We start from the raw sequence: 25,442 nt of genomic DNA on the forward strand, positions 1-25,442 counted from the left end.
CGATGTTTAATCGAGACTTTTTTTATGACAAATCTCAACGGTGAATTATTAGATTCTTCAAATTTTATCACAAGTGAAAACAGAGGTTACAAATATGGTGATGCTGTATTTGAAACCATAAAAGCTGTACATGGGAAGCTCCTGTTTTGGGAAGATCACTATTTCAGACTTATGGCCTCCATGCGAATCATGCGTATGGAAATTCCTATGAATTTTACGATGGAATTTTTAGAGTCTGAAATTTTAAAAACAATCGTCGCTAATTCACTTCTAAAATCATCAGCACGAGTGCGATTAAATGTCGATAGAGGAGATGGAGGTAAATACCTTCCGAAGCAAAAAAATATTAGCTATAATATTTCGGTTGAAGCTTTAACTTCCGATTTTTATTCCGTTTCAAAACAAGAAACATATACTGTCGATTTATACAAAGATTTTTTTGTTGCTCCAGGATTATTGTCAACACTTAAAACAAATAATAAAGCGATTAATGTTTTAGGTAGTATCTATGCGGAAGAAAATGGATGGGATAACTGTTTGCTTTTGAATACCAATAAGAATGTTGTAGAAGCTTTAAATGGAAATCTATTCGTTGTTTCAGGTGAGACCATTAAAACACCTCCATTAGAAGATGGTTGTTTAAAAGGCATTATGAGAAAACAATTAATAGAAGTCATAGTAAATTCTGGAGATTATGTGATTGAGAAAGCATCCATTTCTCCATTTGAACTTCAAAAAGCAGATGAATTATTTATAAGCAATGTGATTACAGGTATTCAACCCATACAGAAATATCGTAAAAAAGAATTTGCGACAACAATTTCTGAAGATATAATACGACGACTAAATATTAAATTAAGAATGTCTTAGTTGTAACTCGGATTTTCGGGAGCATTAGACCATAATTGATAATTGCCACCTAACTCCAGCATTTTTTCTTTCCAGAATGAGTCACAGCATTTATCCATTAGTTCTTCTTTATAGATGTTTTTAGTAACGATCCAGGAATTTGATAACAATTCGTTGTCTAATTGTTGAGAGTCCCATCCTGAATACCCCAGAAAGAAGCGTATATCAGAGCTTGATAACTTATTATCCTTAATCAATTGAAGAACCACTTCAAAGTCTCCTCCCCAAAAAATTCCGAGCGATATTTCGATACTACCTGGTATCAAATCGGGAACTTGATGAATAAAGTATAAATTGTCTTGCTCAACAGGTCCACCATTGAATACTTTAAAATCAGCTTGGATTTCAGGTATTAAATCTTGAAGTGAATATTCTAAGGGTTTGTTTAGAATAAAACCAATAGAACCATTACTGTTGTAGTCAGCAAGAAGGATAACGGATCTATTAAAAGATAAATCACCAATGATCGATGGTTCTGCAATCAATAAATCACCTTTTTTGGGCTTTATGGTAATCATGGCTAATGCTTTATGTACTAAATCTAAAACTTATTTTTTTAAAAACCAATAAATTTATAACTAAACTCTTTTGCTGATAGTGTATTTTGATTATTAAGCTGGCCTTATTCTAAACAAAAAAAGCCCACTTTTTTAAAAGTGGGCTCTTAAATCTTATTTTAAGTGATGCTTAGTTTACAGCGTTGCTTAAATCAGAACCAGCTTTAAACTTTACTACGTTTTTAGCTTTGATTTGTATAGTCTTACCAGTTTGAGGGTTTCTTCCTTCTCTTGCAGATCTTCTAGAAACTGACCAAGAACCGAATCCTACTAAAGAAACTCTTTTTCCTTTTTGTAAAGCTCCTTCGATGTCGATTAATAATGAATCTAATGCTTTCTTAGCAGCTGCTTTTGTAATTCCAGCATTTTCTGCCATTCCATTGATTAAATCTGTTTTGTTCATAAAATTAAATTTTTAATTATTAATAAAATAGTTGGGTTAAACATTTTGTTAAATCCTCTTACAAATTTATATGTAAAATCCATCTACGCAAGTAATAGCAAGGCAAATACAGTTATTTGTTGATAACTTAGCGCATTTGTTAATAAAGGATGTGCATTTTATCGGATTTTTTATAATATCAATGATAATAAGGGTTTAGAGCAGTTTTGCATTTTCTTTAAATTGATATCCATTTAATAATGATTTTGCATCCATTTTTCGTTTACCAGGAAGCTGAATTTCTTTAATATTTATAAACCCGTCAGTTACAGCAACTTTGAGTTCAACATTATTACTCACTAGCATTCCATTGTCTAAATCATGCTTTTCTGATTCTTTTTCAATCTTAAAAATCTTTACGCTCAATGTATCATCACCATTATTTAGGTAGGACCAAGCCGAAGGAAACGGATTTAAACCTCTTATTTTATTATAGATGTCTTCTAAGGGTAAATTCCAATCTATTTTACAATTGTCTTTATGTAGTTTGTAGGCTGTTTTTAAATCGTCTGTTTTCGGTTGAATTGTGGTTTTAACATCGCCTTTCTCAATCAGTTTTACTGTTTTTAATACGAGTTTACTACCAATATTCATCAATTTGTCATGAAGTGTTCCTACAGTTTCATCATCTTCTATGGCAACTTCATCCTGAAGAATCATGGCACCTGTGTCAATTTTTTCATCTATAAAAAAAGTCGTGACACCAGTTTTAGTTTCTCCATTTATGATGGCCCAATGTATTGGAGCAGCACCTCTATAGTTAGGTAAAAGTGAGGCATGAAGATTAAAAGTTCCATATTTAGGCATATTCCAAACCACTTCTGGTAACATTCTAAACGCAACAATAATTTGTAAGTTAGCTTCTAATGCTTTTAACTCTTCTAAAAATGATTCAGCTTTCAAATTGGTCGGTTGTAGAATGTTTAAGCCTTCAGATTGTGCATAGGTTTTAACAGCCGATTCATTAAGTTTTCTACCTCGTCCAGCGGGTTTATCTGGAGCAGTAATTACGCCAACGATATTATAATTAGCATCAACCAAAGCTTTTAAAGTGGCAACCGCAAAATCTGGTGTGCCCATAAATACTATTCTTAAGGTGTCTGTATTCATCGTGATTTTATTTTATAGGAATTTGATGGTGTTGTTTCAATAATTTGGTGTTCTAATAATAATTTTAGGGCGTCAAATATGTCTGTATCTTTAAATGATAATTCTTCTACAAGTTGCCGTGAATTCATGTTTTTTGTAGCTAATATTGAAATAATCTGTTCTTGAATGGTCTTAACATCTGGAACTTCTATAACTTCCGAATGTGATAAACACACCGAACATTTGCCACAATTTTTTGTTGAGTCTTCTCCAAAATAATGTAGTAATTGTACTTGTTTACAAACCGAATTATTTTCAACATATTTTAATACAGCATTGACCTGAAGCCTTTTTAATTCCTGCTGTTGTTCTACAATGGTCACAATCCTGTTGATGGTTTTATCATCTTCTCTCGGTTGAAGAAAAACGACTTCAGAATCTGTATTACTATATTTAAAATCTACGATATCATCTTTATCTAAATGTTGCAATACAGCTATAATTTGTTTTTCTGAGGTAGCGGTTTTAGTAGCAATTAGCGACAAATTAATGGCGAGTGCATGTTCGAAAATGCCTCCATAGGTTCTTAAAATAGATTTTACAATAAGTTCAACGTGCTTGTGTCGATCTAAATATGCAAATAATGAATTACTACTAATTATAAATTGTAAGGTTGTTGTATAATTAAACTGTTGCGAGAGTTTAATTATACTGTTTCTGTCTAAAATTTGAAGGGTATTGAAGGTTTGCGTTGTTTTAAAATCATAGGTTTTACAAAAGGTATTAAAGTTAAACTGATGTGATGAAAACTCCCCTTCGCCATAAGATATTTGAAAATAATTACATAGCTTTCTGTATACTTGCTTGATGAACTCTATGGAAGGTAATGTGTTTAGAAACTGACGTTTGAGTCGTTCTTCATCAGAGGTATTCGTCAATAAAAAAGCATAAGCATCCTCATTATTTCTTCCAGCTCGACCTGCTTCCTGATAGTAACTTTCGAGACTTTCGGGTAAATTAATATGAAATATAGTTTTTACATCTGGTTTATCAATTCCCATACCAAACGCAGTTGTGGCCACCATGATTTCCTTTTGATTGTTCATCCACTGATTGAGTCGTTCCTGTTTATCTTTTGTTGGAATGCCACCATGAAAAAATGTAGAACTGTATCCGAGTTTGTTTAAATGTTCGTGTATTTCTACAGACAGCTTTCGGCTTCTTACATATATAATTGAAGCACCTTTATGGATGTTTAAAAATCGCTCTAAATTGTAAAGTTTGTCTTCGCTATAAACGACATTGTAAGCAATGTTAGGTCTGCTAAAAGACGCTTTGAATTTTTTGGGTGTGATAAAATCTAATTCAGCTATTATTTCTTGAATAACTTTAGGTTTTGCAGTTGCTGTTAACGCAATCACATTAACAGTAGGATGCAATTCTCTTAAAACAGTAATGTTTTTGTAAGCAGGTCTGAAATCATTTCCCCATTGACTGATGCAATGTGCTTCATCAACAGCGATAAGGTTAACGTTCATTTGTTGAATACGATGCTGTACAATGTCTTGTTGCAATCGCTCAGGTGATAGATACAAAAATTTATAGTTGCCGTAAATGCAGTTATCTAATAAAGTGTCTAGTTCAGCATAACTAATTCCACTGGTAATAGCCATAGCCTTAATTCCTTTATCTTTAAGATGCTTTACTTGATCTTTCATTAAGGCTACAAGTGGCGATACAACAATACATATCCCTTCTTTTATTAAGGCAGGAATTTGAAAGCAAATCGATTTTCCACCACCTGTAGGTAATAACACAAAAGTGTCTTCATTATCTAAAACGGCATTGATAATCTCTTCTTGAAGTGGTCTGAAAGATGTGTGATTCCAGTAACGCTCCAGTATGTTAATAGGATGTGACATCTCTACAAATGTAAAGCATCTAAGATGAAATCTGTACGTTTTTCAATACTATCAAATGGCACATCTATGAGTTTATAACCAAATTGTTCATAGGTGTTTAGTAAGGCATCATGAATTTGAACTGCCTGGTCAAAGTTTTCATAACGTTCACTATCACTAACAAAAATCTCTTGCCAAGGCGCTAGTACAAATACGTTGTCATACTGATACGTTTTGCAGGTCTCTGTAAAATGATCAGGATATTCACTGTTTGCATACTCCATATAAGCAATCACATCTGGCAAGCCTCTATCTAAAAATACAAGATTCTTTTTTAAAGAGGTTGCTTCTATAAATTGTTTTGTTCTCGCCTCCAGAAGTAATTCACTAAAGAGTAAAGGTTTGGTTAAAAAAAGTTGTTCGATACCATCTTTTCTGGCGTCAAGAGTTACCTGTCTTGAGATTTCTTCAAAACAAGTATAGTTACGTTTAATAAGTTCATTTATGACGGAAGATTTTCCTGTTCCAGGTCCACCAGTAATGACGATTTTGCGTGTATTCAAATTGGCAAGGTTTTGGATGTAAATTTAACAATTAATTATGCAAAGCAAAAAGGAAGTAAAACGTATATTTGCTGCGGAAGAAAAATTACTATGAGTTCAGACAAAAAAACAGAAGAATTTTACAAAAAATTGCGAAGTCAGCTTTATGAAACTGCAAGCTGGCCTTCAGAATATCTTTACAAATTTATTGTACCGACAGATCAGCAAAAAATAAATCAGATTGAAGACTTGTTCAATAATCTTGGTGCCGTGATAACGACCAAAGAATCTGGCAAAGGAACCTATACTAGTGTTTCTATAAATGTTGACATGATTGATCCAGATGCTGTCATAACTAAATACAAGGAAGTCGCTGAAACCGTCGAAGGTGTTATTTCTTTATAAAAAGAACTGAAAATAACTATTTTTTTGTATTTTGCGAACACATGCAGAAGTACTTCGAGCATGATAAAATACTACACAAACTTATATTTTGATAGACGACATAGAATACAACACTGAGCGTGAACATTTGATTATTCCGGAATACGGAAGACATCTACAAAAAATGGTAAACTACGCTAAACAATTACCAACAAAAGAAGAACGCAATAAAGTGGCAAAATCCATCATTAATGTTATGGGTAATTTGCAACCGCATTTGCGTGATGTGCCAGATTTTCAGCATAAACTTTGGGATCAGCTTTTTATTATAGCTGACTTCGAATTGGATGCAGATTCTCCATATCCAGTGACTACAAAGGAAGAATTAAACGAAAAACCGGAACCTTTAAAATACCCTCAAAATCATCCTAAATATCGTTTCTACGGAAATAATATAAAAACAATGATTGATGTAGCAAATACTTGGGAAGAAGGTGAATTAAAGGAGGCACTAATTTATACTATTGCTAATCACATGAAAAAATGTTTCCTTAACTGGAACAAAGATACCGTTGAAGATGACGTGATTTTCAATCATTTATATGAGCTTTCAGATGGGAAAATTAACCTTAAAGGCAGTGATGAAGACCTTTCAGACGCTACAAGTCTACTCAAGAATAAAAAGAAATATTCAAGCAGTAGTAGTAAGAAATCACACCACAAAAAAAGTAATTCTAACCGAAGTAGAAAACGTTACTAATACCTAGTACATGTCAACATTTATTATTGAAGGAGGTCACCAACTAAAAGGTAAAATTCAGCCTCAAGGTGCAAAAAATGAAGCTTTACAAATATTATGTGCAGTTTTATTAACTGCTGAAGAAGTTAAAATCGACAATATTCCTGATATTATTGATGTTAACAAACTGATCGCCTTACTTAAAAAGTTGGGTGTAAAAATTCAGCATGTAGGAAAAGGTTCTTATACCTTCAAAGCCGATGAAGTCAATTTAGACTATTTAGAGTCTGCTGAGTTTAAAGAAGACGGAAAGGGTTTAAGAGGATCAATTATGATAGTTGGTCCGTTATTAGCTCGTTTTGGAAAAGGTTACATTCCGAAGCCTGGAGGTGATAAAATTGGTCGCCGTAGATTAGATACTCACTTCGAAGGATTCATTAATCTTGGAGCTAAATTTAGATATAATAAAGAAGATTATTTTTATGGTGTAGAAGCCGATAAATTAAAAGGCACATACATGCTTCTTGATGAAGCTTCAGTTACTGGAACTGCTAATATTGTTATGGCAGCCGTTTTAGCAGAAGGTACTACAACGATTTATAATGCAGCCTGCGAGCCTTATTTACAGCAACTATGTAAAATGCTCAACCGAATGGGAGCAAAGATAAGTGGTGTTGGTTCTAATATGTTAATTATTGAAGGTGTTGAAAAATTAGGAGGAACAACGCACAGAATGCTTCCAGATATGATTGAAATTGGTAGCTGGATTGGTTTGGCTGCAATGACAAAAAGTGAACTGACTATTACTAATGTAAGTTGGGACGATTTAGGGCAAATTCCAAATGTATTCAGAAAAATAGGAATCACTGTAGAGCGTCAAGGTGACGATATTCATATTCCAGCGCATACAAACGGATATGAAGTACAGAGTTATATTGATGGTTCAATATTAACTGTTTCTGATGCGCCATGGCCTGGATTTACACCAGATTTATTAAGTATCATTTTAGTGGTTTTAACTCAAGCCAGAGGTAGTGCATTAGTACACCAAAAAATGTTTGAAAGCCGATTGTTCTTTGTTGATAAACTCATTGATATGGGAGCAAAAATCATACTTTGTGATCCACACAGAGCTACAGTTATTGGTCACGATTTTAAGTCTAAACTTAAAGCAACAACGATGACATCACCAGATATTAGAGCAGGAGTATCATTACTCATTGCTGCCTTATCGGCAAAAGGTACGTCAACCATACACAATATAGAACAAATTGATCGTGGATACGAAAATATAGATGAACGTTTACGAGCTATTGGAGCAAAGATTACCAGAGTAGAAGGGAACTAACGTCAACTTTTAAATTATAAAAAAAAGCCTCGAATTATCGAGGCTTTTTTATGGTATTCAAAAACTTATTCCATAGAATAAAAATATTGCTCACTTGCAATTTTTCCGTCTTTTACTTCATACACACAGACCTCTTCCATTTTTTGTCTACCACGTTCTTTAAATGTGCAGTCAAATCCCATTTTTGCAGTAAACCAGTTTCCAGCAACAACAGGTTCACTAATTGAGCTGGAGTGAAAATCTTCAACGCTATCTAGCCATTCTTTACTTTTATTCCATACATTTTGTTTGCCCGAAATAACCTCTCCAGGCATGCCAGGCATTTCTTTGCTAACGACATTATCTGCATAAAGTTCATTAATACAGTCAAGGTTTTTACCTTCTCTGCACATTTTTACCCATTTTTGGGCAACGTCTTTTGTGTCCATTTTAATTGATTTTTAGATTGTTACTAAAATTAATTAAAAAAAGTAGTATGCTTATTTAAAACAATGTTAATCTTATACTAACTAACAGCTTCCTTATAGACTTTCAAACAACGTTCACGTGCTTCTTTATGATCAACTATTTTTTCAACATAGTTATCAGTGTCATATTCTGGGACATACTTTTTAATGTACTTTCTGTCTTTATCGAATTTATCAATTTGAGTGGTTGGATTAAAAATTCTGAAGTAAGGAGCTGCGTCAACACCAGAACCAGCAACCCATTGCCAGTTGCCTACATTGCTTGCCATTTCGTAATCGTGAAGTTTTTCAGCAAAATAGGCTTCGCCCCAACGCCAGTCAATTAGTAAATGTTTACATAAAAAACTGCCCACCAACATACGTACTCGGTTATGCATAAATCCAGTCTCATTTAGTTGTCGCATACCTGCATCAACCAAAGGATAGCCTGTTTGTCCGTCACACCATTTTTTAAATTCAGTTTCATTATTTCGCCATTCAATTCTGTCATATTTTGATTTGAATGCTTCTGTAGCAGTATGTGGAAAGTGCCATAGGATTTGCATGAAAAATTCTCTCCATATCAATTCCTGCCAAAAGATTTCATTAGTTTCAGCAATGGCCTTCTTTACCATTTTTCTGATACTCACGGTTCCAAAACGAAGATGTGGACCTAAGCGAGACGTTGCATCTTTTGCAGGGAAATTTCTTGTAGTTTCATAGTCCTGAATTAGTGTTGGAGTTACCGTATAGTCTGCTATATGATGATTCGATTTTGTGAAACCAATATCTGAAAGTGATACATTAGGTAATCTAGAATGCTGAACTAAATTCTTTAAATACGAATTAGTGTAAAAAATTTCTAGTTCATGAGATTTAAACGTGTCTTTCCAAACTTTCATATAAGGTGTATAGACCACATACGGATCACCATCTTTCTTTACAACTTCATCCTTTTCAAAAATAACCTGATCTTTGAAGGTTTTGAACTCTATATTGTGTTTTGATAAGAAGTCCTTAATTTCTAAATCCCGATCCTTAGCATAAGGTTCGTAATCCCGATTTGTATAAACGGAATGAATTTCAAACTCCTTAATGAGCTCCTTATAAATATCAATAGGTTTACCGTGATACATGGCAATACTGCTATCGTGTTCCTTTTGAAGTGTGTCACGCATGCTTTGAAGCGTTTGATGAATAAACGTTATGCGAGCATCATCTTTAGGAAGCTTGTCTAATATTTCAGTATCAAATATAAAAATAGGTAATACGGGAAAATCACTTTGTAACGCCTGATAAAATCCAACATTATCATCTAATCGTAAATCACGTCTAAACCAGAATATGTTTAGTGGTTGCTTCATATGAGTTTTATTGTTTTAGGCTTTGTAAGTTCCGAATAATTCTTCTAATTTTTGAGTGCGATAATTGAAAATTTCTTCCAGTTTTGGTTTAACGATGATTGGATGAACAAGTTGACCTAATATTCCGAGAGGAATTTTGTAATCGATAATGTCTTCCATTTCAACACCTCCATCAATCTCATTTATAAAGTGTTTGTGATGCCATAAGGCATAAGGACCAAAACGTTGTTCATCAACAAAATAATGCTTATCAACAATGTGTGTGATTTCAGTAACCCATTTTGTCTTTATACCTAAAACAGGAGTAACAATATACTGAATAATTTGTCCTGCATACATCGGTCTGTCTGCTCCAGATAATATATGAAATCCCATATAATCTGGTGTAATGGTTTTCAGATTTTTAGGATTTGATAAAAACTCCCACGCAGTCTCTATTGAGATAGGTAGATTTTGCTTTTTATGTAATCTGTATATTTTCATGTGTTAAAATGCTTTGTATTATTTGTTGTAAATCTGGTTATATATAGAATAAAAGCGCTTTAATTATAAATTGAAATGTAAAGGTTGAGAGACGTGGCAATACACAACCAAATAAGGTAAGGCAAAATGAATATTGATTTTATTTTCAAATCTTTAAGGTATGTGAATAGAAAAACAGCAACAATAAAGGTTAGTAAAGTAATATTAACAAGCGCTAGATCAATGTGTTTCTGATTAAAAAAGAGAAAGTTCCAACTGATGTTAAGGATAAATTGAATGAGAAACAAAATTCGAACTTTTTTTGTAAAACGCTTTAAGTACAAGGAAACCATATATATCGAAAAACAAATCATTATGCTTGTCCAAGCAACACCAAAAACCCAGCCATCTGGAGTCCAAGGTGCTTTATCTAACTGTAAATACCAGTCTCCTTGTGGGCCTTCAGCCATAAAAAAAGAACCAATGCCTAACGCACTAAAGTTTAGCAACAGGAATACAAAAAAAGGCTTTAGAAATTTCACTATAACTAAAGTTGTATGTCTTCTATTTTCTTAACGATTTCCTGAGCTTCAGCGAATTTTTTGTCGCTTTCAGATCTGTTAGTTGTTGATAACTCATGCCATTCTTTCATTAATTTTTCATATTTTTTCTGAAGTTTATCAATTTCAGATGTTTTTTTGAATAGTCCGAACATATGGATTTATTTTAAATGGGTTATAATTTTTGAGCTCGTTGGTGATGTCATCGAGTAATAATAGTTTATTAATTTACCAGAGGGATCAACCAGATATTTTTGGAAATTCCATTTCACTTTAGAATTAGATATACCATTCTTTTGTTTTTGGGTTAACCAGGTGTACAATGGATGCTGATTTGAACCTTTAACGTCAATTTTTTCAGTAATAGGAAATGTTACGCCATAATTCATTTCGCAAAAGGACTCAATATCCTGAACACTTCCTGGTTCTTGGTTTCCAAATTGATTACATGGTAAACCAACAACTACTAGCTGGTCTCTATGTGCATCGTAAAGTTTTTGTAAATCTTTATATTGAGGCGTAAAGCCACATTTTGAGGCAACATTAACAAACAATATATATTTACCTTTATAATTAGATAATGTTATGGGTTCGCCATTGAGGGCATTAATTCTGATGTCATAAATTGATGTGTTCTCAATAGGCATTGTTGATTTCGAAAAAAGAGTCGCCGTAAAAATTTTGAATGGATTCATATTATATCTTAAAGGTAACGATTCCACAATCCATCTCAAAAATTTGACCTGATATCGAATTTGATTTTTCAGATAATAAAAATTCTGCCATACCAGCTACATCTTCTGGTTGTAAAAATTTCTTCATTGGGTGACGTTCTGTAATATTTTCAATCATTTTGTCATTACGTAATAGCTTTGCTGCTAAATCAGTATTGGTTACCGTAGGTGCAATGGCATTAATTCGTAATGTGGTTGCTAATTCTGCACCTAATGATTTCACTAAACCTTCTACACCAGATTTCGCTGCTGCTACACTCGCATGGAAAGGCATTCCTAATTTAGCTGCAACAGTACTAAATAGGACTATCGATGGATTTTCACCATTTTTAATCACGTTGAGATAGTTCTGGATTGCTTTTACAGCACCAATCACATTAATTTCGTAATCTTCTCTAAACTCTTCCAGACTAAAACGTCCTATCGGTTTAAGGTTGATACTTCCTGGACAATAAACCAATCCGTCTGCTTCAGTTACATCAGGTAATTCATCTTTAAGAACATCACACGCGTAATGTGTTAAGTTTTCATGTGATATTTCTGGTGGTGTTCTACTTATGTTGACGACCTTATGGTTTTTAAGTAAGGTTTCTACAATAGCCTTTCCAATCCCACGACTACCACCTATTACAATGTATGTTTTCATTTCAATTTTTTATATTAATAGAGCGTAACAGAATTACGAAAAAACGTTTTCTACTACGCTCCAAGTACATATTTGGTTAAAATCATACGGTTAAAGGATTACCTTTAAGTCTTTTTTCAACCTTTTGTTTAATTTTAGTGAGTCGTTTCATTAAATCCATAATCGAATCGTCTTTCTTTTCTTTATAGATTTGATTTAAAGCTAAGATCAGACGTTTTGCTTCACGTGAGATTTTAACACGATCGCTTGTTGAAAGAGATTTCATTTTTCTCTGTTCAAATTCTAAGGCTCTGTTTATTACTTCCATGATATTAATTGTTTATATAATTATGTAATTCTGAAACTTTTTCGGGTTTGCTGAACTGTCCTCCGTAATAAGATGTTACCGTTGCAGAGGTATCATCTTTAATGCCTCTTGAGGATACACACAAATGTTTTGCATCAATAATAACAGCAACATCATCTGTTTCTAAAATGGACTTTAATTCTTCAGCAATTTGATTGGTAAGTCGTTCTTGAACTTGCGGTCTCTTGGCATAATATTGAACAATTCTATTGAGTTTTGACAAGCCAATCACTTTACCTGACGACATATAAGCGACATGTGCTTTTCCTATAATTGGAACAAAATGATGCTCACAGTTGGAATAAAACGTAATGTTTTTTTCAACTAACATTTGGTTATACTGATACTTATTATCAAATAAAGCCACCTTTGGTTTATTTGCAGGATTTAAGCCCGAAAATATTTCATCAATATACATTTTAGCAACGCGTTTTGGAGTGCCTTTGAGTGAATCATCTGTTAAATCTAAACCCATAACATCCATGATTTCCTCAAATAAAATAGAAATGCGCTCTTTTTTTTCATCATCGGTTAGTTTGAAGGCATCAGCTTTCATTGGTGTTTCTAAACCTGTATATAAATGATCATCGCCAATCTCAGACGTAGAGAAATCGTTTAACTTGTGACCGTTTCTTTTTAAATGTAAAGTGTTTGTGTTCATGTCTAGTCTTTTTTTTGTGCTGTCCTGAGGAACTCATCTCCTAAGTCAAAGCACGTTATCGTTTTGAAATCGAGTTATGGGTGATTTGTTTCTGTCTTGAACATTTAAATCTACCCTCTGAAAATGTTCTTAATTTTTCGTGTTTTGTTTTACGTCCTTGAACCCGTTTGCGCCACATTTTGAAACTTTTAGGCTTCATTTCTTTTCGCATCAACTCAATCACATCCTGTTCGTTTAAGCCAAATTGGAATTTAATGGCTTCAAATGTCGTCCTGTCTTCCCAGGCCATTTCAATAATTCTATCAGTCGTTCTAGTATCTAATTCCATATTAAAACTGAAAATTGAAGCGTTCATCGTAATTCACTTTTGCTGCCAAGAGCTTCTTTAAAAACGAAGTATTTTCTCTAAAGGTTGTATTATCTCTAAAATGAATAAACTTTCCTTGCGCATGAATGCTGGCGCCATTGGTTTTATAAATTACCAATTGGTAATATGGAATAATCCATGTATAGTTTTTAAGTCCTTTATTGATAAATATTAAAATACCATCTGACCTCATTTCAATATTAGCATAGCTTAGGTCTGAAACGCTATTTAAATACTGTTGCATATTCGGACTGACTTCATCTATAATCATACGTTTTGAACCGACGCCTCCCATTTTAAACGATTCTAAAAATGAAAATGGTTTACCAATTAAATCATTAATGATTTTTTTGTGTTCTTTATTCGGATGTGTAGTATCTAAAATCAACGTTGTAAATTCTTAAGTACTCAAATCTACAAAATGTTTAACGTTTTAAACATATCTTTAAACAAAAATTAACATAATACTAAATATTTGCCTAGCTTGCTGTGTACAATATTGAATATAAGACTGCTATTCCGTTAATTTTGGGCCTCTTAAGGTATGCTTTTTAAGAATTCTCAAACTCTCTTCCTTAACTTTTTTGTTTTTACGAAGATTCCACAGAATATCTGTAGCCTTTTTTCGAGTTTCATTGATTTCAACAATTGGATACGGATAGTCCTTACCAAGATGGAAATTATAAAGTTGCTGTTCCATCTCAGTCATCAAATAGGGTTCATGAGCAAATGGAATATCTAGATCTCTTAATTCTGGAACCCATTTTTTTATAAAAGAAGCATCAGGATCATGCTCTAAACTATTTTTTACAGGATTATATATTCTTAACATATTCGTTCCGGTTTCTCCAGCTTGCATTTGTAATTGCGGAAAATGAATTCCTGGTTCAAAATCTAAAAACATTTGTGATAGATGTTGCGATGCTGCTTGCCATGGTTGCCATAAATTGTGTGTAAAAAACGATACAACTAATGCACGCATTCTAAAATTTAAATATCCTGTTTCGTTCAAGCAACGCATACAAGCATCAACTAACGGAAAACCTGTTTGTCCCGTTTTCCATGCCGTCTGATAACGCTCTGAAATTTCTTTTTTCAGTTTTTGAAATCCTTTGTTGATGCTTTCTTGTTCCATAGTGTGCTCCATTTCAAACTTTTGAATAAAGTGAGCCTGCCATCTTAAGCGCGACATGAAAGCTTCTAATGATTTTTTGTTGTCGGCAGTTTTCTTTAGAAAAAAAGCCTTTCTATAAACTTCACGAATCGATAAATTTCCCCAGGCTAAATAAGGAGATATTCGGCTGCAGCCAGTTCTTGAGAGTTCTGGTTTAGAAATGTGAAACATATAATTTACATAGCGCTTATCTAGAAAGGAATCTAAATATTTCATTCCCATAGTTCGACCACCTTTTTGAAATAGGGATTCTTCCGGAGTTTCTAATGATGGAATATTGAGTAGTGCTTCCAAAGCTCCAATATCATCGATATGTAGTAATTGGTTTTTTAATGGTGCAAATGGAAGTGGTTCTGTATCAAAATATGCATTACATAATTCTGTCCATGTTTCTCGATCTTGTAAACCACGCTGAACACCATTGTTTATGGTCTCATGCCAAGTAATTAAATTGTTTTTACAAAAGCGTTTGAAGGATTTATCTCGATTAAAGGTAATTAGAATTCCCGTTTCCTGATGTGAATAGATATCTTTTATGGTAAAAAATTCCATGAGTTGATTGATTGCAGAAATGATATCAGCCTCAATGGTTAAAATTTTTGAGTGATGCGATTCTAAACGCTGATTTAAATCTTTAATAGATTCTTTAACAAAATTCCAATGACGCTCACTGTAATGATTGTCTTCCATAAGCATGGGTTCAAATGCATAGAGCAGGAGCGTACGTTCACCAGTTTCTAAAGCTTTAAAAATAGCTTCATTATCTTCTAAACGAAGATCACGCTTTAACCAAACCACATTTATTTTTGGAGCATTAGTAGTCATCTTGATGTGCTATAATATGTTGTGCTTTGTCTTTAATGTTTTGAAGTTCTTGCTTGTCCATTTTATCCAACAAACTGTACATCATTCCCATTCTGAAATTGTTGCCTAGTTGTGCTCTTTTTTCGTCAAGGAAATTCCAATACAAACTGTTAAACGGACACGCATCATCTTCAGTTCTTTTATTTTTATTGTAATGACAATCACTACAATAATTACTCATTTTGTTAATATAGGAACCAGAAGATACATAAGGTTTAGTGGCAATTTTGCCACCATCAGCAAACTGACTCATACCTCTTGTATTTGTAAGTTGAACCCATTCGATAGCATCCACGTAAACGCCTAAATACCAATCATCAACCTCATTCGGATTTGTTTGGGTTAATAAGGCATAATTACCAGTAATCATTAAGCGCTGGATATGATGCGCATAACCGTTGTCTAACGAATTGTTTATGGCATGCTTTAAACAATTCATTTTGGTGTCACCTGTCCAAAAGAAATCTGGAAGGTGGTTATGATTGTCTAATTCGTTTTTAGTTTTATAATCTGGCATAAATGCCCAATACATACCTCTCATATATTCTCTCCAGCCTATAATTTGTCTAATAAACCCTTCCACTTGAGAAATATGAATCTCATCATCATGCTTTCGGTAATAGTTCATGACAGTTTTAACAACATCTTTAGGCGAAATCAATTTCAAGTTCATTGCAAATGATAATCTCGAGTGAAACAGATAGTCTTCATCAGTATGCATGGCATCTTGGTAATCGCCAAAATGAATAAGTAAAGCTTCACAAAAATATTTGAGTTGTTCTAGGGCTTGAGTTCTGGTAATCGGATAGGAAAAGGTTTTTGTTTCGAATCGTCCGATGGTTTCAATGTTTGCTTTTATGAGATCTTCAACAATGTTAGAAACATCATTTTTGAACAACTTGTATCTCGGAATTTCAACATCGCCTTTCCATTTATTTCTGTTGCTCTTATCGTAATTCCATTTACCACCTTCAGGTTGACCAGCAATCATCAGAATATCATGATTTTTGCGCATATCTCTATAGAAGTTTTCCATGAGATATTGTTTTTTGCCCTCAAAAAATGTTTGTAAATCTTGACGCTTGGTATAAAAATGCTCTGCGGAAACAGCTTTTGTCGAAATATCTAAACCATCAGAATACATACGTAATTGTTCATCTAATCGGTATTCGTCAGGATAGATATATTCAAAATGTTCAATGGCATGCTCTTTTATAACTTCGGAAAGATTATCGGTTAGCGATTGTGTGTTTTTCTTATCATTAATTTTATAATAGGTCACCTGATGACCTTCAGATATTAAGTCTTCGGAAAATTGACGCATGGCAGCAAAAAAACCAATTACTTTTTGAACATGATGTTTGACATAATCTGTTTCTTGACGCATTTCAAATAAACAATAGGTGACATTTTCATGAGTTTCTTTAAACCATGAATGTTTACTATTGAGTTGATCACCTAATATGAGTCTTAGTGTTTTCATTTAAAATAAAGTTTCTTGTAACCATAATTTTTGAAACTTACCATTAGCATCGTATCGCTCAGCTTGTAAGTCTACATTAAACTTTCTGTCTCTTGGGTCATTGCCAACTCCAGCAACATACATCCAGTTGCCATAATTGCTATGAACATCATAGTCGATAAGCATGGCTTCAAAATAGGCAGCACCAATTCTCCAGTCTAATAGCATGTCTTTTGAAAAAAAGGAAGCGACATTTTGGCGACCTCTATTGCTCATCCATCCTGTTTTTTTTAGTTCAATCATATTGGCATTGACAAATGACGATCTGGTTTTGCCATGAATCCATTGTTGTATTCGCTGTTCATCAGATTTCCATTCATAGTCTTTGTTTAAAACACCACCAACTTTGAAAATGCTATTTTGGTGTTTTAATGAGATATATTTGAAGTAATCTCTCCAAATCAATTCAAATATGAGCCAATAAGTGGAATCGTTTTTAAAGTGTTCTTTTTCAAATTGTTTGATTTTCCAATAGATTGTTCTGGCTGAAATACTCCCATTGGCCAACCATGGAGAAAATTTTGAGCTAAAATCAGTGCCGATTAATCCGTTACGAGTTTTCTTGTAGATTCCTAATTTTTTAGTTTCAAAAAAATAATCATGGAGTCTGTTTAAAGCACTCGTTTCACCACCTTCAAAAGGAAATGCTGAATTTTGATGCGTTTCAAAATTTTCAAAACCTAAATCCTCAAGGGTAGGTATTTTGGTAGAATTGTTTAGAATATTAATTTTTTCTACGGAATGATTTTCGATTACTGGCTTAATGTCACTATATTTTTCAACCTTTTTTCTAAAATTGGTAAATACCTGAGGAATGTTTGAAATTGACATCCCAATATCATTCGGATGGTATAAAAACTGATCGAAATAGTCATTAACTTCGACTTCAGCTGGCAATGCGTTTTTAACCTTATTTAATGTGTTTACTTCCTCGCTAGTCCATTCCTTCTGAAGATAGATGGATGTGATGTTGAATGAATCGACTAAGTGTTTTATATGAGATACTGGAGACTCGGTAGAAACAAAGAGTTCAATATTTAAAGCTTTAAGATGAGTTTTTAAATCTTGAATGGTTTCAATTAAGAATTTTGCCCTGAATTTTTCAGTTTTTTTAAAGCCGTATTTAGAGGTTTCAAAATCTTTTGGATTAAAACAATAACAAGCGATCACAAATTTATGATTACGAATTGCGTGGTTCAAAATGGTGTTATCTTGAACCCTTAAATCGTTTCTAAACCATACTAATCCTATACTGTTTTGTTTCTTCTGCATTTTTCACTGCAATATTTTACATGATCCCAATTCTTTTCCCATTTCTTTCGCCAACTAAATGGCAAACCACATGTTTGACAAACTTTTTCTGGTAAAAACTGTTTTTTATGACTAGACATCAACAAGTTTGTTTATCATTCCTCTAAAAATAAAACCATGAAATGGCAACACACTATACCAATACAATCTACCCCAAAGTCCGCGTGGTCTAAATGTAGCCGTTTGTTTAAGTAAACCATTTTCAATTTTAAACTCTAACCAAGCTTCACCAGGAAGTCGCATTTCGGCATAGAGCAGAAGTTTCTGTTGTTGCTTATCGGCAAAAATAACGCGCCAGAAATCTAAGGCATCACCAACATCTAAATCAGTAGGACTCGTACGTCCTCGTCGTAAACCGATACCACCAAAAAGTTTATCGATATAGCCTCTTATTTTCCATAGAAAAGTTCCGTAATACCAGCCGTTAGTACCTCCAATGCTCCAGATTTTTTCTAATGTTTTTTCTGTATCAACGACTTTCCGTTCTTTATAATCAGTGAAACACCCAAATTTTGGCACATTAATGTATTTGTGAAGATTATTCCGTAGTCTGCCACTACTAATCATAGAGTCTTTCCAGCTGGATACGATACTGTTTTGTTCGATTTTCTCAAAAGCTAATTCAACAGCTTGTTTGTAAGTTAATGGATTTACTTTAAGTATGTTATTTATGTCGCTTGGTTTACCTATGATTTGAACTCCCATACTATCGACTAAAGACGACGCGAGTTTGTAAGATGTGGATGTCACAAAATACAACCAGTAAGAGGACAATTTTGGCGTCATTACTGGAACAGTCAGAATGTATCGCTTTAAACCTCTAACCTCTGCAAATTGTAAAAGCATTTGCTTATAGGTTAATACTTCTGGTCCGAAAACATCATAAGTTTGATTGTATAAATTTTCTTGACCTGCAGCTCTGTGTAAAAAACTCAAGACATCTCTTACCGATAAAGGCTGTGTTTTTGTATTAAGCCATTTAGGAGCAATCATAAATGGTAATTTTTCAACCAAATCTCTAATAATTTCAAAGGATGAACTTCCTGAACCTACGATAATTCCCGCTTTAAAAATGGTGAGACCGTAAGCATCAGATTCTAAGCATTCCTCGACATTTTTGCGAGATTGCAGATGTTTAGATAAATTCTCTTCATTTGTAATTCCGCTGAGATAAATAACTTGTTTTGCATTTGTAGTTTCAATGTAATTTTTAAAGTTAATAGCACAACGTTCTTCTAGCGATTCAAAATCTTTTGAAGAATTAGACATAGAATGTATGAGGTAATAGGCAATATCAATATCTTTTGGAATATTCTCAAGCGTTGCAGGTTTCAAGAAATCGGCTTCAACCACATCAATTAAATCCTCCTCAGCATAATTTTTATCAGCACGAAGTTTGTCTCTAACAGCACAAACAACATGATGTTCATCATTGGCTAATAACGGAATTAATCGTTTTCCAATATAACCTGTTGCACCTGTTACTAGAATCTTCATAGCATATAATTATTTAGGTCTTTGGTATCCAAAACGTTGATTGTTTTGAGGTACAGCATAAGCATCCAGCCCATTAATGGTCGCTATATTTGCTTTTGATAAATTGATAAAACCGTCATCTTCTAGTAGTTCCTCATTTACATGCAATCCTACAACTTTGCCAATCACTAAGATAGTGTTATTGGCTTTGATTGTATATTCTTCAACATATTCCATAGCGAGTTGCAATGGAGCGCCTTTTACAAAAGGTGCCTGAAAGTTGTTTTTATATTCTGAAATTAAACTCGTTTTATCAAATTCGGAAATTTCAGAATCGTATTTAGCTGACGTATGATGAGCATCTTCCAGAATTGATTCATGAATGTGATTAATAGTAAAGAAGCCAGTGGTTTTTAAATTCTCATAGGTGTTTCTTATGACCGTTGTAGGTCTTGTAAAAAATCCTAACATTGGTGGATTAGAGCCAATATGTGTTACTGAACTGAAGACAGCAACGTTTTCAAAACCAGCCTCAGATTTTGTTCCTAATAAATTAGCAGATTTATAACCAGAGCAACTATTAATTAAATTGATTCGGTAGATATGGTGAAAGTTGTCAATATCTTCATGGCTTATGTGAATCATTATAAGTTTTGAAAATTATTGATATTTATATCTTTTGCTTTTAAATCAAACATTAAATTATACAAGCCAAAGAATGTTCTGTTCATGTAAATAAAATGTTTCGAACCTCTATTTCCATTCATTTTCCTTAGCTCTGTATTTTTGGAATATTTTTCTCCCAGTTCAGCGATTTTTCCAAAGAATTTAGCATCCGAAAAATCAAAAACTTCAGCATGTAAAGGTTGTGTGAATAAGCTCAACATGTCGTGAAACATTTCGGTGAAAAAAGCGATTTCTTGTTTGGAATCATCTTCACGTAAGATTTCAAGTTCATAAAGCTTATTTTTAAAATAGGCTTTATTGGTGATATTTTCTTTTTCAGCAAGCTCAAAATAAGGTTTGTAGAATTCTTCTGGAATAGTTTTCATACACCCAAAATCTAAAGCGATAAGTTGCGCATCTTCAGAAATAAGAAAGTTCCCAGGATGCGGATCTGCATGTACTTTTTTAAGATTATGTATTTGGAACATGTAAAAATCCCATAAGGCTTGACCCAATTGATTAGAGATTTCCTGATTGTTGTTATGCGCTACAAATTCGGAAAGGTGTTCACCAACCATATAATCCATAGTAATGATCCTTTCATTTGAAAGCGCTTCGTAATAGTTTGGAAATTTCAGATTAGGAATATGTTTGCAAGCGTTTACGATTTCTTTGCTTTGTTTCACTTCAAGTACATAATCGGTTTCTTCAACCAATTTATTTTCAACTTCTTTAAAATATTTGTCAGATCCCTTTCCTTTAATATTGAACATACTCATCGCAATGGGTTTTACCATGGCTAGATCTGATGCGATACTTTCTGCAACGCCTGGATATTGAATTTTCACAGCAAGTTTTTTCCCATCCTTAGTTGCCACATGGACTTGTCCGATGCTGGCAGCGTTTACAGACGTTGCATTAAAAGTATCATATAACTCATTTGGGAGTTTCCCAAAGTATTTTTTAAATGTTTTCATCACCAAAGGTGGTGAGAGTGGTGGCACAGAAAATTGTGCTAAAGAAAATTTTTCTACATAAGCCTGAGGCATAATACTTTTTTCCATGCTCAACATTTGAGCTACTTTTAGAGCACTTCCCTTTAATTGTTTTAAACCGTCATAAATATCTGAAGCATTATTTTCATTTAAGCGCTCTTTAGCTTCTAATTCTGACTTTGTAATTTTATCTCCATAATATTTCAGATAATTAACACCAACTTTAGCTCCAGTTGAAACTAATTTTGAGGCACGCTGTATTTTGGAGGTTGGAATTTTATCTATGGTTTTCATTTGAGATAGTTTAGTTCATGTGGATTTTTTCTTTGTAAATAAATTTCCCAAAGTCAATCAAACTCTTAATCGGAGCGACATCAAGAACATCAAACGTGGTGTTGACAGACTTTTCGATGAATATATCTGTTTTTTCAAATCCAGAAGAGGTGTCATCCATCCAAAATTTCATTGTAAGTAATAATTGCAACCATGCTGTTTCTTTCAATCCACGACGTTGGATTCTATCAATTTGCTCCTGCTTGATTTCGATAAGATCGATACCGAGATGCGCAATGTAATTTGTGAAAGCACTTTTAAGTTCTGATAATAATCGCAACCCTTTTAAACTGTTTTTATGCTTATCTAAAGCATATATGACATAACTCCTGTTTGCGGTTAAGTTCTCAAAGAAGGTAAAGTAAAAACTTAGTAACTTATTTCGAGCGTCAAATGTATTGTAATCATCATTTTTTTCCAACGCATGGAGCGTATTGTCAAAAAAGGCTTTGAAAATATGCTTTTCTAAGGCTTCAAAAGTACCAAAAAACTCATAAAATTTTTGTTCTTCAAAGTTATTGCTTTTTGCAAAAGCATATATTGTTTTTGGTTGATGATCGTGCTCAAGCACGAAATCCATGTAGAATGTAATTATATCGTTGCTTGAAATGTTTTTCTTTTTTGCCATGACTGTAAATTATAGTGTAAATATACAAAATGTTTAACAATTCAAATTATTAGTTAAACAAAATTTAACAAGACATTATCACTTATCTCCATTTAGGTGAATGAAGAACCTGATAGCAGTATAAAAACGCAATTGTAAAGGTCAAGCTGTGCTCTGAATATGATCACTGGATACTGTAAACTAAAGTAATTTATAGTTTTATTAACAATTTAAGGCTTTGCATGTTTGTAAATTTACAAGAATTAAAAACTAATCATAAAATCTTATACAATGAAAAAATTACTACTAGTATTTGCAGTATTTACAATGGCTCTCAATGTGAATGCTCAAATTGAAACACCACAGCCTAGTCCATTTTCTAAAATGGATCAAAAGGTAGGACTGACAGATGTATCTGTAGAATATTCAAGGCCTAACATGAGAGGTCGTACTATTTTTGGAGATTTGGTTCCTTACAACAAAATGTGGCGAACAGGAGCAAATAAAAACACCATGATAACATTTAGCGATGATGTTGTCGTAGGAGGGAAGACACTAAAAGCAGGTTCTTATGCAATTTTTGTGACACCTTCAGAAAAGTCTTGGGAAGTTGCTTTTTATTCAGATACTGAAAATTGGGGAACACCTAGAAAATGGGATGAATCTAAAGTGGCAGCTAAGGTAACAGCTGATGTATATCCATTGCCAATGAAAATTGAAACATTTACTATTTCATTTGATGATTTATCTAATGATTCCGCTGTTTTAGGTATGATGTGGTCGGATGTTTATGTTGGAGTTAAGTTTGAAGTGCCAACAGACAAAACAGTTGCAGCTTCAATAGACAAAATAATGGCAGGACCTGGAGCTGAAGATTATTATGCAGCAGCACGTTATTATTTGGAGTCTGATAAAGATATCAAGCAGGCTGTTAAGTGGATTGATATGGCTATCGATATGACTAAAGATGAACCACGTTTTTGGTGGTTACGTCAACAATCTTTAATTCATGCTAAAGCAGGAAATAAAGACAAAGCAATTGCTGCTGCAAAAGCATCTATGGCAGGAGCAAAAGAAGCTAAGAATGATGATTATGTGAAAATGAACATGGATTCTCTAAAAGAATGGGGAGCTATGTAATATAAGATTTATAAAGCTTTTAGCTTTCCATATCTTAATAAAAAAAGACTGTTTGATATTCTCAAGCAGTCTTTTTTTATATGCATTTGTTACTTATGCTTCTGAAAAAGTAGTATTACCATTTATACTTTGAAATAAACAGGCTATGCCAATGACAATCACGCAGCCAACAAAGTTCAACCATAAGAATGGAAGATTGATGATATCAAATTGATTTAATAAAAACAACCCAATTACTAAAATTTGAGTGATTAAGGCAGCAGTAAATACTGCGTTACCCTTAACAAACTTAAAAAAGAATCCTAATAAAAATATACCAAGCACATTTCCGTAAAAAATAGAGCCAATAATATTTACAAGTTGAATTAAATTTTCAGCAAGATTTGCAACACAAGCGACACCAATTGCTACAATTCCCCAACCCAAAGTAAACCACCTTGAGACCTGTACCATTTCGGTTTCTGATTTTTCTGGCATATTTCTTTTATATAAATCCATGGTAGTCGTACTTGCAAGCGCATTAAGTTCACTAGATGTACTTGACATTGCGGCACTTAAAATCACTGCTAATAATAAACCTATCAAACCTCTTGGTAAGTTGTTAAGTATAAAATGTATAAACACGTAATCCTTATCGTTGCTTTCAACTTTTAAATTTTTAGCATCACCCGCTTTATCTATTAATAATCTGGCTTCAGCTCGTAGTTCATCATTAGACGTGTTCAAAGCAGCAATTTCTTTTGAAACCTCTTGGTTATTAGAATTTACAAACGCGTTAATTAACACTTGTTTTTTTTCAAATATGAGTTGTTGTTTATCCTGAATTGCTTTGTACTCTTCAGCGTATTCAGAATTTAAAACGACTTCAGTTGCCGTTGGATTAAAGTTGACAGGTGCCTGATTGAACTGATAGAACACAAAGACCATGACACCAACCATGAGGATAAAGAATTGCATCGGAACTTTTAGAAGTCCGTTAAACATCATACCAATTTGCATTTCTTTTAGTGATTTACCTGACAGATAGCGTTGCACCTGACTTTGATCTGTTCCGAAGTAAGACAGCATTAAAAATGTTCCACCAATAAGACCGCTCCAAACGGTATAACGATTATTCAGATTAAACGAAAAGTCTAAGACTTCCATTTTACCATTGGCACCAGCGATATCTAAAGCTTTTGAAAATGTGATATCGGCAGGCAGTTTATTTATGATTAAGACAAATGCAATAATCATTCCTGTAAAAATGACAATCATTTGATGCTTTTGAGTCACATTAACAGCTTTGGTTCCACCAGAAACTGTATAAATGATAACCAAGACACCAATAATAACATTGAGCATTAGTAAGTTCCATCCTAAAACGGCAGAAAGTATAATGGCAGGAGCAAAAATGGTAATACCAGCAGCTAAGCCACGCTGAATTAAAAATAAAATAGCTGTGAGCGTTCTGGTTTTAAGGTCGAATCTGTTCTCAAGAAATTCGTAGGCTGTGTAAACCTTCAATCGATGGTATAATGGAATAAACACCATACATATTACGACCATAGCAATTGGTAATCCGAAATAGAATTGGACAAATCCCATTCCGTCATTAAATGCCTGACCAGGAGTAGAGAGAAACGTTATCGCACTGGCTTGTGTTGCCATTACAGATAAACCGATCGTCCACCATTTTGAAGTGTTTCCACCTTTTAAATAATCTTTTACATTCTTGCTACCACGAGATTGATAAGTTCCATAAACAACTATGAGTAATAGTGTACTAATAAGTACAATCCAGTCTAATGTTTGCATTTTAAAAGGCTTTAGTTATAAAGTAAAATGCGATAATGTAAATAATATTAGCAACCAGTA

The 25,442-nt window shown here is 33.4% G+C and carries 30 protein-coding genes; 5 read left to right on the top strand and 25 right to left on the bottom strand.

Going from position 1 to position 25,442, the window contains the following annotated elements; genetic code table 11:
* Positions 1–24 precede the first annotated feature (24 nt).
* Positions 25–870 carry an aminotransferase class IV gene (locus tag TD18_RS13620; protein WP_040253603.1) on the top strand — a complete coding sequence of 282 codons (846 nt, stop codon included), beginning with the start codon at positions 25–27 and terminating at the stop codon, positions 868–870.
* Here the strand turns inward: TD18_RS13620 and TD18_RS13625 are convergent.
* From TD18_RS13625 to TD18_RS13645, 5 genes are all read right to left on the bottom strand, one after another.
* On the bottom strand, positions 867–1,427 hold the full coding sequence (locus TD18_RS13625) for a YqgE/AlgH family protein (RefSeq protein ID WP_040253605.1): 561 nt from the start codon (positions 1,425–1,427) through the stop codon (positions 867–869). The genes TD18_RS13620 and TD18_RS13625 overlap by 4 nt on opposite strands.
* A gap of 169 nt (positions 1,428–1,596) precedes the next feature.
* Positions 1,597–1,869 carry an HU family DNA-binding protein gene (locus tag TD18_RS13630; protein ID WP_040253608.1) on the bottom strand — a complete coding sequence of 91 codons (273 nt, stop codon included), beginning with the start codon at positions 1,867–1,869 and terminating at the stop codon, positions 1,597–1,599.
* Between the two features lie 195 nt (positions 1,870–2,064).
* Entirely contained in the window at positions 2,065–3,018 is a 954-nt protein-coding gene (gene fmt, locus TD18_RS13635; protein ID WP_040253610.1) for a methionyl-tRNA formyltransferase, read from the bottom strand.
* Positions 3,015–4,919, bottom strand: coding sequence for a RecQ family ATP-dependent DNA helicase (locus tag TD18_RS13640; protein WP_040253612.1), 1,905 nt, complete (start codon positions 4,917–4,919; stop codon positions 3,015–3,017). Before TD18_RS13640 ends, fmt begins: the two co-directional genes overlap by 4 nt.
* Before the next feature lie 2 nt (positions 4,920–4,921).
* Positions 4,922–5,461 (bottom strand): AAA family ATPase, encoded by a 540-nt coding sequence (locus TD18_RS13645; protein ID WP_040253614.1) that lies wholly within the window; start codon positions 5,459–5,461, stop codon positions 4,922–4,924.
* 90 nt (positions 5,462–5,551) lie between these two features.
* Between TD18_RS13645 and TD18_RS13650 the strand changes: the two genes are divergently transcribed.
* From TD18_RS13650 to murA, 3 genes are all read left to right on the top strand, one after another.
* Positions 5,552–5,845: a YbeD family protein gene (locus TD18_RS13650; RefSeq protein ID WP_040254026.1), complete on the top strand. Its 294-nt coding sequence runs from the start codon at positions 5,552–5,554 to the stop codon at positions 5,843–5,845.
* A gap of 88 nt (positions 5,846–5,933) precedes the next feature.
* Complete coding sequence (locus tag TD18_RS13655; RefSeq protein WP_040253616.1) at positions 5,934–6,584, top strand: DUF4290 domain-containing protein; 651 nt, start codon at positions 5,934–5,936, stop codon at positions 6,582–6,584.
* A gap of 10 nt (positions 6,585–6,594) precedes the next feature.
* Positions 6,595–7,911: a UDP-N-acetylglucosamine 1-carboxyvinyltransferase gene (murA, locus tag TD18_RS13660; protein ID WP_040253626.1), complete on the top strand. Its 1,317-nt coding sequence runs from the start codon at positions 6,595–6,597 to the stop codon at positions 7,909–7,911.
* A 65-nt stretch (positions 7,912–7,976) separates the two neighbouring features.
* Here the strand turns inward: murA and TD18_RS13665 are convergent, their stop codons facing one another.
* The 19 genes from TD18_RS13665 to TD18_RS13750 all read right to left on the bottom strand — a co-directional run bounded on the left by TD18_RS13665 (position 7,977) and on the right by TD18_RS13750 (position 22,466).
* Entirely contained in the window at positions 7,977–8,339 is a 363-nt protein-coding gene (locus TD18_RS13665) for a SnoaL-like domain-containing protein (RefSeq protein ID WP_040253628.1), read from the bottom strand.
* Between the two features lie 77 nt (positions 8,340–8,416).
* Positions 8,417–9,721 (bottom strand): cryptochrome/photolyase family protein, encoded by a 1,305-nt coding sequence (locus TD18_RS13670; protein ID WP_040253630.1) that lies wholly within the window; start codon positions 9,719–9,721, stop codon positions 8,417–8,419.
* A 15-nt stretch (positions 9,722–9,736) separates the two neighbouring features.
* Positions 9,737–10,204: an SRPBCC family protein gene (locus tag TD18_RS13675; RefSeq protein ID WP_040253633.1), complete on the bottom strand. Its 468-nt coding sequence runs from the start codon at positions 10,202–10,204 to the stop codon at positions 9,737–9,739.
* Between the two features lie 59 nt (positions 10,205–10,263).
* Entirely contained in the window at positions 10,264–10,725 is a 462-nt protein-coding gene (locus TD18_RS13680) for a TspO/MBR family protein (protein WP_040253635.1), read from the bottom strand.
* A 5-nt stretch (positions 10,726–10,730) separates the two neighbouring features.
* The gene (locus TD18_RS17130) at positions 10,731–10,898 is read right to left on the bottom strand and encodes a Lacal_2735 family protein (protein ID WP_040253636.1); all 168 of its coding nucleotides are present in this window, start codon (positions 10,896–10,898) and stop codon (positions 10,731–10,733) included.
* 6 nt (positions 10,899–10,904) lie between these two features.
* A complete protein-coding gene (locus tag TD18_RS13690) occupies positions 10,905–11,438 on the bottom strand; it encodes a glutathione peroxidase (protein WP_084205925.1) in 534 nt (177 codons plus the stop codon).
* 1 nt (position 11,439) lies between these two features.
* Complete coding sequence (locus TD18_RS13695) at positions 11,440–12,123, bottom strand: SDR family NAD(P)-dependent oxidoreductase (RefSeq protein ID WP_040253639.1); 684 nt, start codon at positions 12,121–12,123, stop codon at positions 11,440–11,442.
* Positions 12,124–12,205: 82 nt separating this feature from the next.
* On the bottom strand, positions 12,206–12,430 hold the full coding sequence (locus TD18_RS13700; RefSeq protein WP_040253641.1) for a hypothetical protein: 225 nt from the start codon (positions 12,428–12,430) through the stop codon (positions 12,206–12,208).
* 4 nt (positions 12,431–12,434) lie between these two features.
* A complete protein-coding gene (folE, locus tag TD18_RS13705; protein ID WP_040253645.1) occupies positions 12,435–13,130 on the bottom strand; it encodes a GTP cyclohydrolase I FolE in 696 nt (231 codons plus the stop codon).
* A gap of 55 nt (positions 13,131–13,185) precedes the next feature.
* On the bottom strand, positions 13,186–13,485 hold the full coding sequence (locus TD18_RS13710) for a TIGR03643 family protein (RefSeq protein ID WP_241480680.1): 300 nt from the start codon (positions 13,483–13,485) through the stop codon (positions 13,186–13,188).
* Positions 13,460–13,885 carry a hypothetical protein gene (locus TD18_RS13715; protein WP_040253647.1) on the bottom strand — a complete coding sequence of 142 codons (426 nt, stop codon included), beginning with the start codon at positions 13,883–13,885 and terminating at the stop codon, positions 13,460–13,462. The genes TD18_RS13710 and TD18_RS13715 overlap by 26 nt, the downstream gene beginning before the upstream one ends.
* A gap of 126 nt (positions 13,886–14,011) precedes the next feature.
* Positions 14,012–15,496, bottom strand: coding sequence for a cryptochrome/deoxyribodipyrimidine photo-lyase family protein (locus TD18_RS13720; protein WP_040253649.1), 1,485 nt, complete (start codon positions 15,494–15,496; stop codon positions 14,012–14,014).
* A complete protein-coding gene (locus tag TD18_RS13725; protein ID WP_040253651.1) occupies positions 15,486–17,018 on the bottom strand; it encodes a cryptochrome/photolyase family protein in 1,533 nt (510 codons plus the stop codon). Before TD18_RS13725 ends, TD18_RS13720 begins: the two co-directional genes overlap by 11 nt.
* Positions 17,019–18,329, bottom strand: a complete 1,311-nt coding sequence (locus TD18_RS13730) for a DASH family cryptochrome (protein ID WP_040253654.1) — start codon at positions 18,327–18,329, stop codon at positions 17,019–17,021. It abuts the gene before it with no gap.
* Entirely contained in the window at positions 18,305–18,448 is a 144-nt protein-coding gene (locus TD18_RS17055; RefSeq protein WP_084205926.1) for a DUF2256 domain-containing protein, read from the bottom strand. Before TD18_RS17055 ends, TD18_RS13730 begins: the two co-directional genes overlap by 25 nt.
* On the bottom strand, positions 18,441–19,865 hold the full coding sequence (locus TD18_RS13735; protein WP_040253657.1) for an SDR family oxidoreductase: 1,425 nt from the start codon (positions 19,863–19,865) through the stop codon (positions 18,441–18,443). The genes TD18_RS17055 and TD18_RS13735 overlap by 8 nt, the downstream gene beginning before the upstream one ends.
* 9 nt (positions 19,866–19,874) lie before the next feature.
* Positions 19,875–20,489, bottom strand: coding sequence for a flavin reductase family protein (locus TD18_RS13740; protein ID WP_040253659.1), 615 nt, complete (start codon positions 20,487–20,489; stop codon positions 19,875–19,877).
* Entirely contained in the window at positions 20,489–21,799 is a 1,311-nt protein-coding gene (locus tag TD18_RS13745) for an ABC1 kinase family protein (RefSeq protein ID WP_040253661.1), read from the bottom strand. The genes TD18_RS13740 and TD18_RS13745 overlap by 1 nt, the downstream gene beginning before the upstream one ends.
* Positions 21,800–21,809: 10 nt before the next feature.
* Positions 21,810–22,466 carry a TetR family transcriptional regulator C-terminal domain-containing protein gene (locus TD18_RS13750; protein ID WP_040253664.1) on the bottom strand — a complete coding sequence of 219 codons (657 nt, stop codon included), beginning with the start codon at positions 22,464–22,466 and terminating at the stop codon, positions 21,810–21,812.
* Between the two features lie 270 nt (positions 22,467–22,736).
* On the opposite strand from TD18_RS13750, the gene TD18_RS13755 reads away from it, so the two are divergent.
* Complete coding sequence (locus tag TD18_RS13755; protein WP_040253665.1) at positions 22,737–23,585, top strand: DUF2911 domain-containing protein; 849 nt, start codon at positions 22,737–22,739, stop codon at positions 23,583–23,585.
* 93 nt (positions 23,586–23,678) lie between these two features.
* On the opposite strand, the gene TD18_RS13760 is transcribed toward TD18_RS13755, so the two are convergent.
* Positions 23,679–25,382, bottom strand: coding sequence for a sodium:solute symporter (locus TD18_RS13760; protein ID WP_040253667.1), 1,704 nt, complete (start codon positions 25,380–25,382; stop codon positions 23,679–23,681).
* Positions 25,383–25,442 lie beyond the last annotated feature (60 nt).

Source organism: Psychroserpens mesophilus, assembly GCF_000826645.1.
GTDB classification, from domain to species: domain Bacteria; phylum Bacteroidota; class Bacteroidia; order Flavobacteriales; family Flavobacteriaceae; genus Psychroserpens; species Psychroserpens mesophilus.

Coding starts and splice junctions, on each gene's coding strand:
- TD18_RS13735 (WP_040253657.1), bottom strand. CDS start 19,865: ATGAAGATTCTAGTAACAGGTGCAACAGGTTATATTGGAAAACGATTA.
- TD18_RS13745 (WP_040253661.1), bottom strand. CDS start 21,799: ATGAAAACCATAGATAAAATTCCAACCTCCAAAATACAGCGTGCCTCA.
- TD18_RS13725 (WP_040253651.1), bottom strand. CDS start 17,018: ATGAAAACACTAAGACTCATATTAGGTGATCAACTCAATAGTAAACAT.
- TD18_RS13670 (WP_040253630.1), bottom strand. CDS start 9,721: ATGAAGCAACCACTAAACATATTCTGGTTTAGACGTGATTTACGATTA.
- TD18_RS13750 (WP_040253664.1), bottom strand. CDS start 22,466: ATGGCAAAAAAGAAAAACATTTCAAGCAACGATATAATTACATTCTAC.
- fmt (WP_040253610.1), bottom strand. CDS start 3,018: ATGAATACAGACACCTTAAGAATAGTATTTATGGGCACACCAGATTTT.
- TD18_RS13740 (WP_040253659.1), bottom strand. CDS start 20,489: ATGATTCACATAAGCCATGAAGATATTGACAACTTTCACCATATCTAC.
- TD18_RS13650 (WP_040254026.1), top strand. CDS start 5,552: ATGAGTTCAGACAAAAAAACAGAAGAATTTTACAAAAAATTGCGAAGT.
- TD18_RS13620 (WP_040253603.1), top strand. CDS start 25: ATGACAAATCTCAACGGTGAATTATTAGATTCTTCAAATTTTATCACA.
- TD18_RS13625 (WP_040253605.1), bottom strand. CDS start 1,427: ATGATTACCATAAAGCCCAAAAAAGGTGATTTATTGATTGCAGAACCA.
- folE (WP_040253645.1), bottom strand. CDS start 13,130: ATGAACACAAACACTTTACATTTAAAAAGAAACGGTCACAAGTTAAAC.
- TD18_RS13730 (WP_040253654.1), bottom strand. CDS start 18,329: ATGCAGAAGAAACAAAACAGTATAGGATTAGTATGGTTTAGAAACGAT.
- TD18_RS17055 (WP_084205926.1), bottom strand. CDS start 18,448: ATGTCTAGTCATAAAAAACAGTTTTTACCAGAAAAAGTTTGTCAAACA.
- TD18_RS13710 (WP_241480680.1), bottom strand. CDS start 13,485: ATGAACGCTTCAATTTTCAGTTTTAATATGGAATTAGATACTAGAACG.
- TD18_RS17130 (WP_040253636.1), bottom strand. CDS start 10,898: ATGTTCGGACTATTCAAAAAAACATCTGAAATTGATAAACTTCAGAAA.
- TD18_RS13665 (WP_040253628.1), bottom strand. CDS start 8,339: ATGGACACAAAAGACGTTGCCCAAAAATGGGTAAAAATGTGCAGAGAA.
- TD18_RS13700 (WP_040253641.1), bottom strand. CDS start 12,430: ATGGAAGTAATAAACAGAGCCTTAGAATTTGAACAGAGAAAAATGAAA.
- TD18_RS13720 (WP_040253649.1), bottom strand. CDS start 15,496: ATGACTACTAATGCTCCAAAAATAAATGTGGTTTGGTTAAAGCGTGAT.
- TD18_RS13630 (WP_040253608.1), bottom strand. CDS start 1,869: ATGAACAAAACAGATTTAATCAATGGAATGGCAGAAAATGCTGGAATT.
- TD18_RS13695 (WP_040253639.1), bottom strand. CDS start 12,123: ATGAAAACATACATTGTAATAGGTGGTAGTCGTGGGATTGGAAAGGCT.
- TD18_RS13755 (WP_040253665.1), top strand. CDS start 22,737: ATGAAAAAATTACTACTAGTATTTGCAGTATTTACAATGGCTCTCAAT.
- TD18_RS13675 (WP_040253633.1), bottom strand. CDS start 10,204: ATGAAAATATACAGATTACATAAAAAGCAAAATCTACCTATCTCAATA.
- murA (WP_040253626.1), top strand. CDS start 6,595: ATGTCAACATTTATTATTGAAGGAGGTCACCAACTAAAAGGTAAAATT.
- TD18_RS13690 (WP_084205925.1), bottom strand. CDS start 11,438: ATGAATCCATTCAAAATTTTTACGGCGACTCTTTTTTCGAAATCAACA.
- TD18_RS13640 (WP_040253612.1), bottom strand. CDS start 4,919: ATGTCACATCCTATTAACATACTGGAGCGTTACTGGAATCACACATCT.
- TD18_RS13760 (WP_040253667.1), bottom strand. CDS start 25,382: ATGCAAACATTAGACTGGATTGTACTTATTAGTACACTATTACTCATA.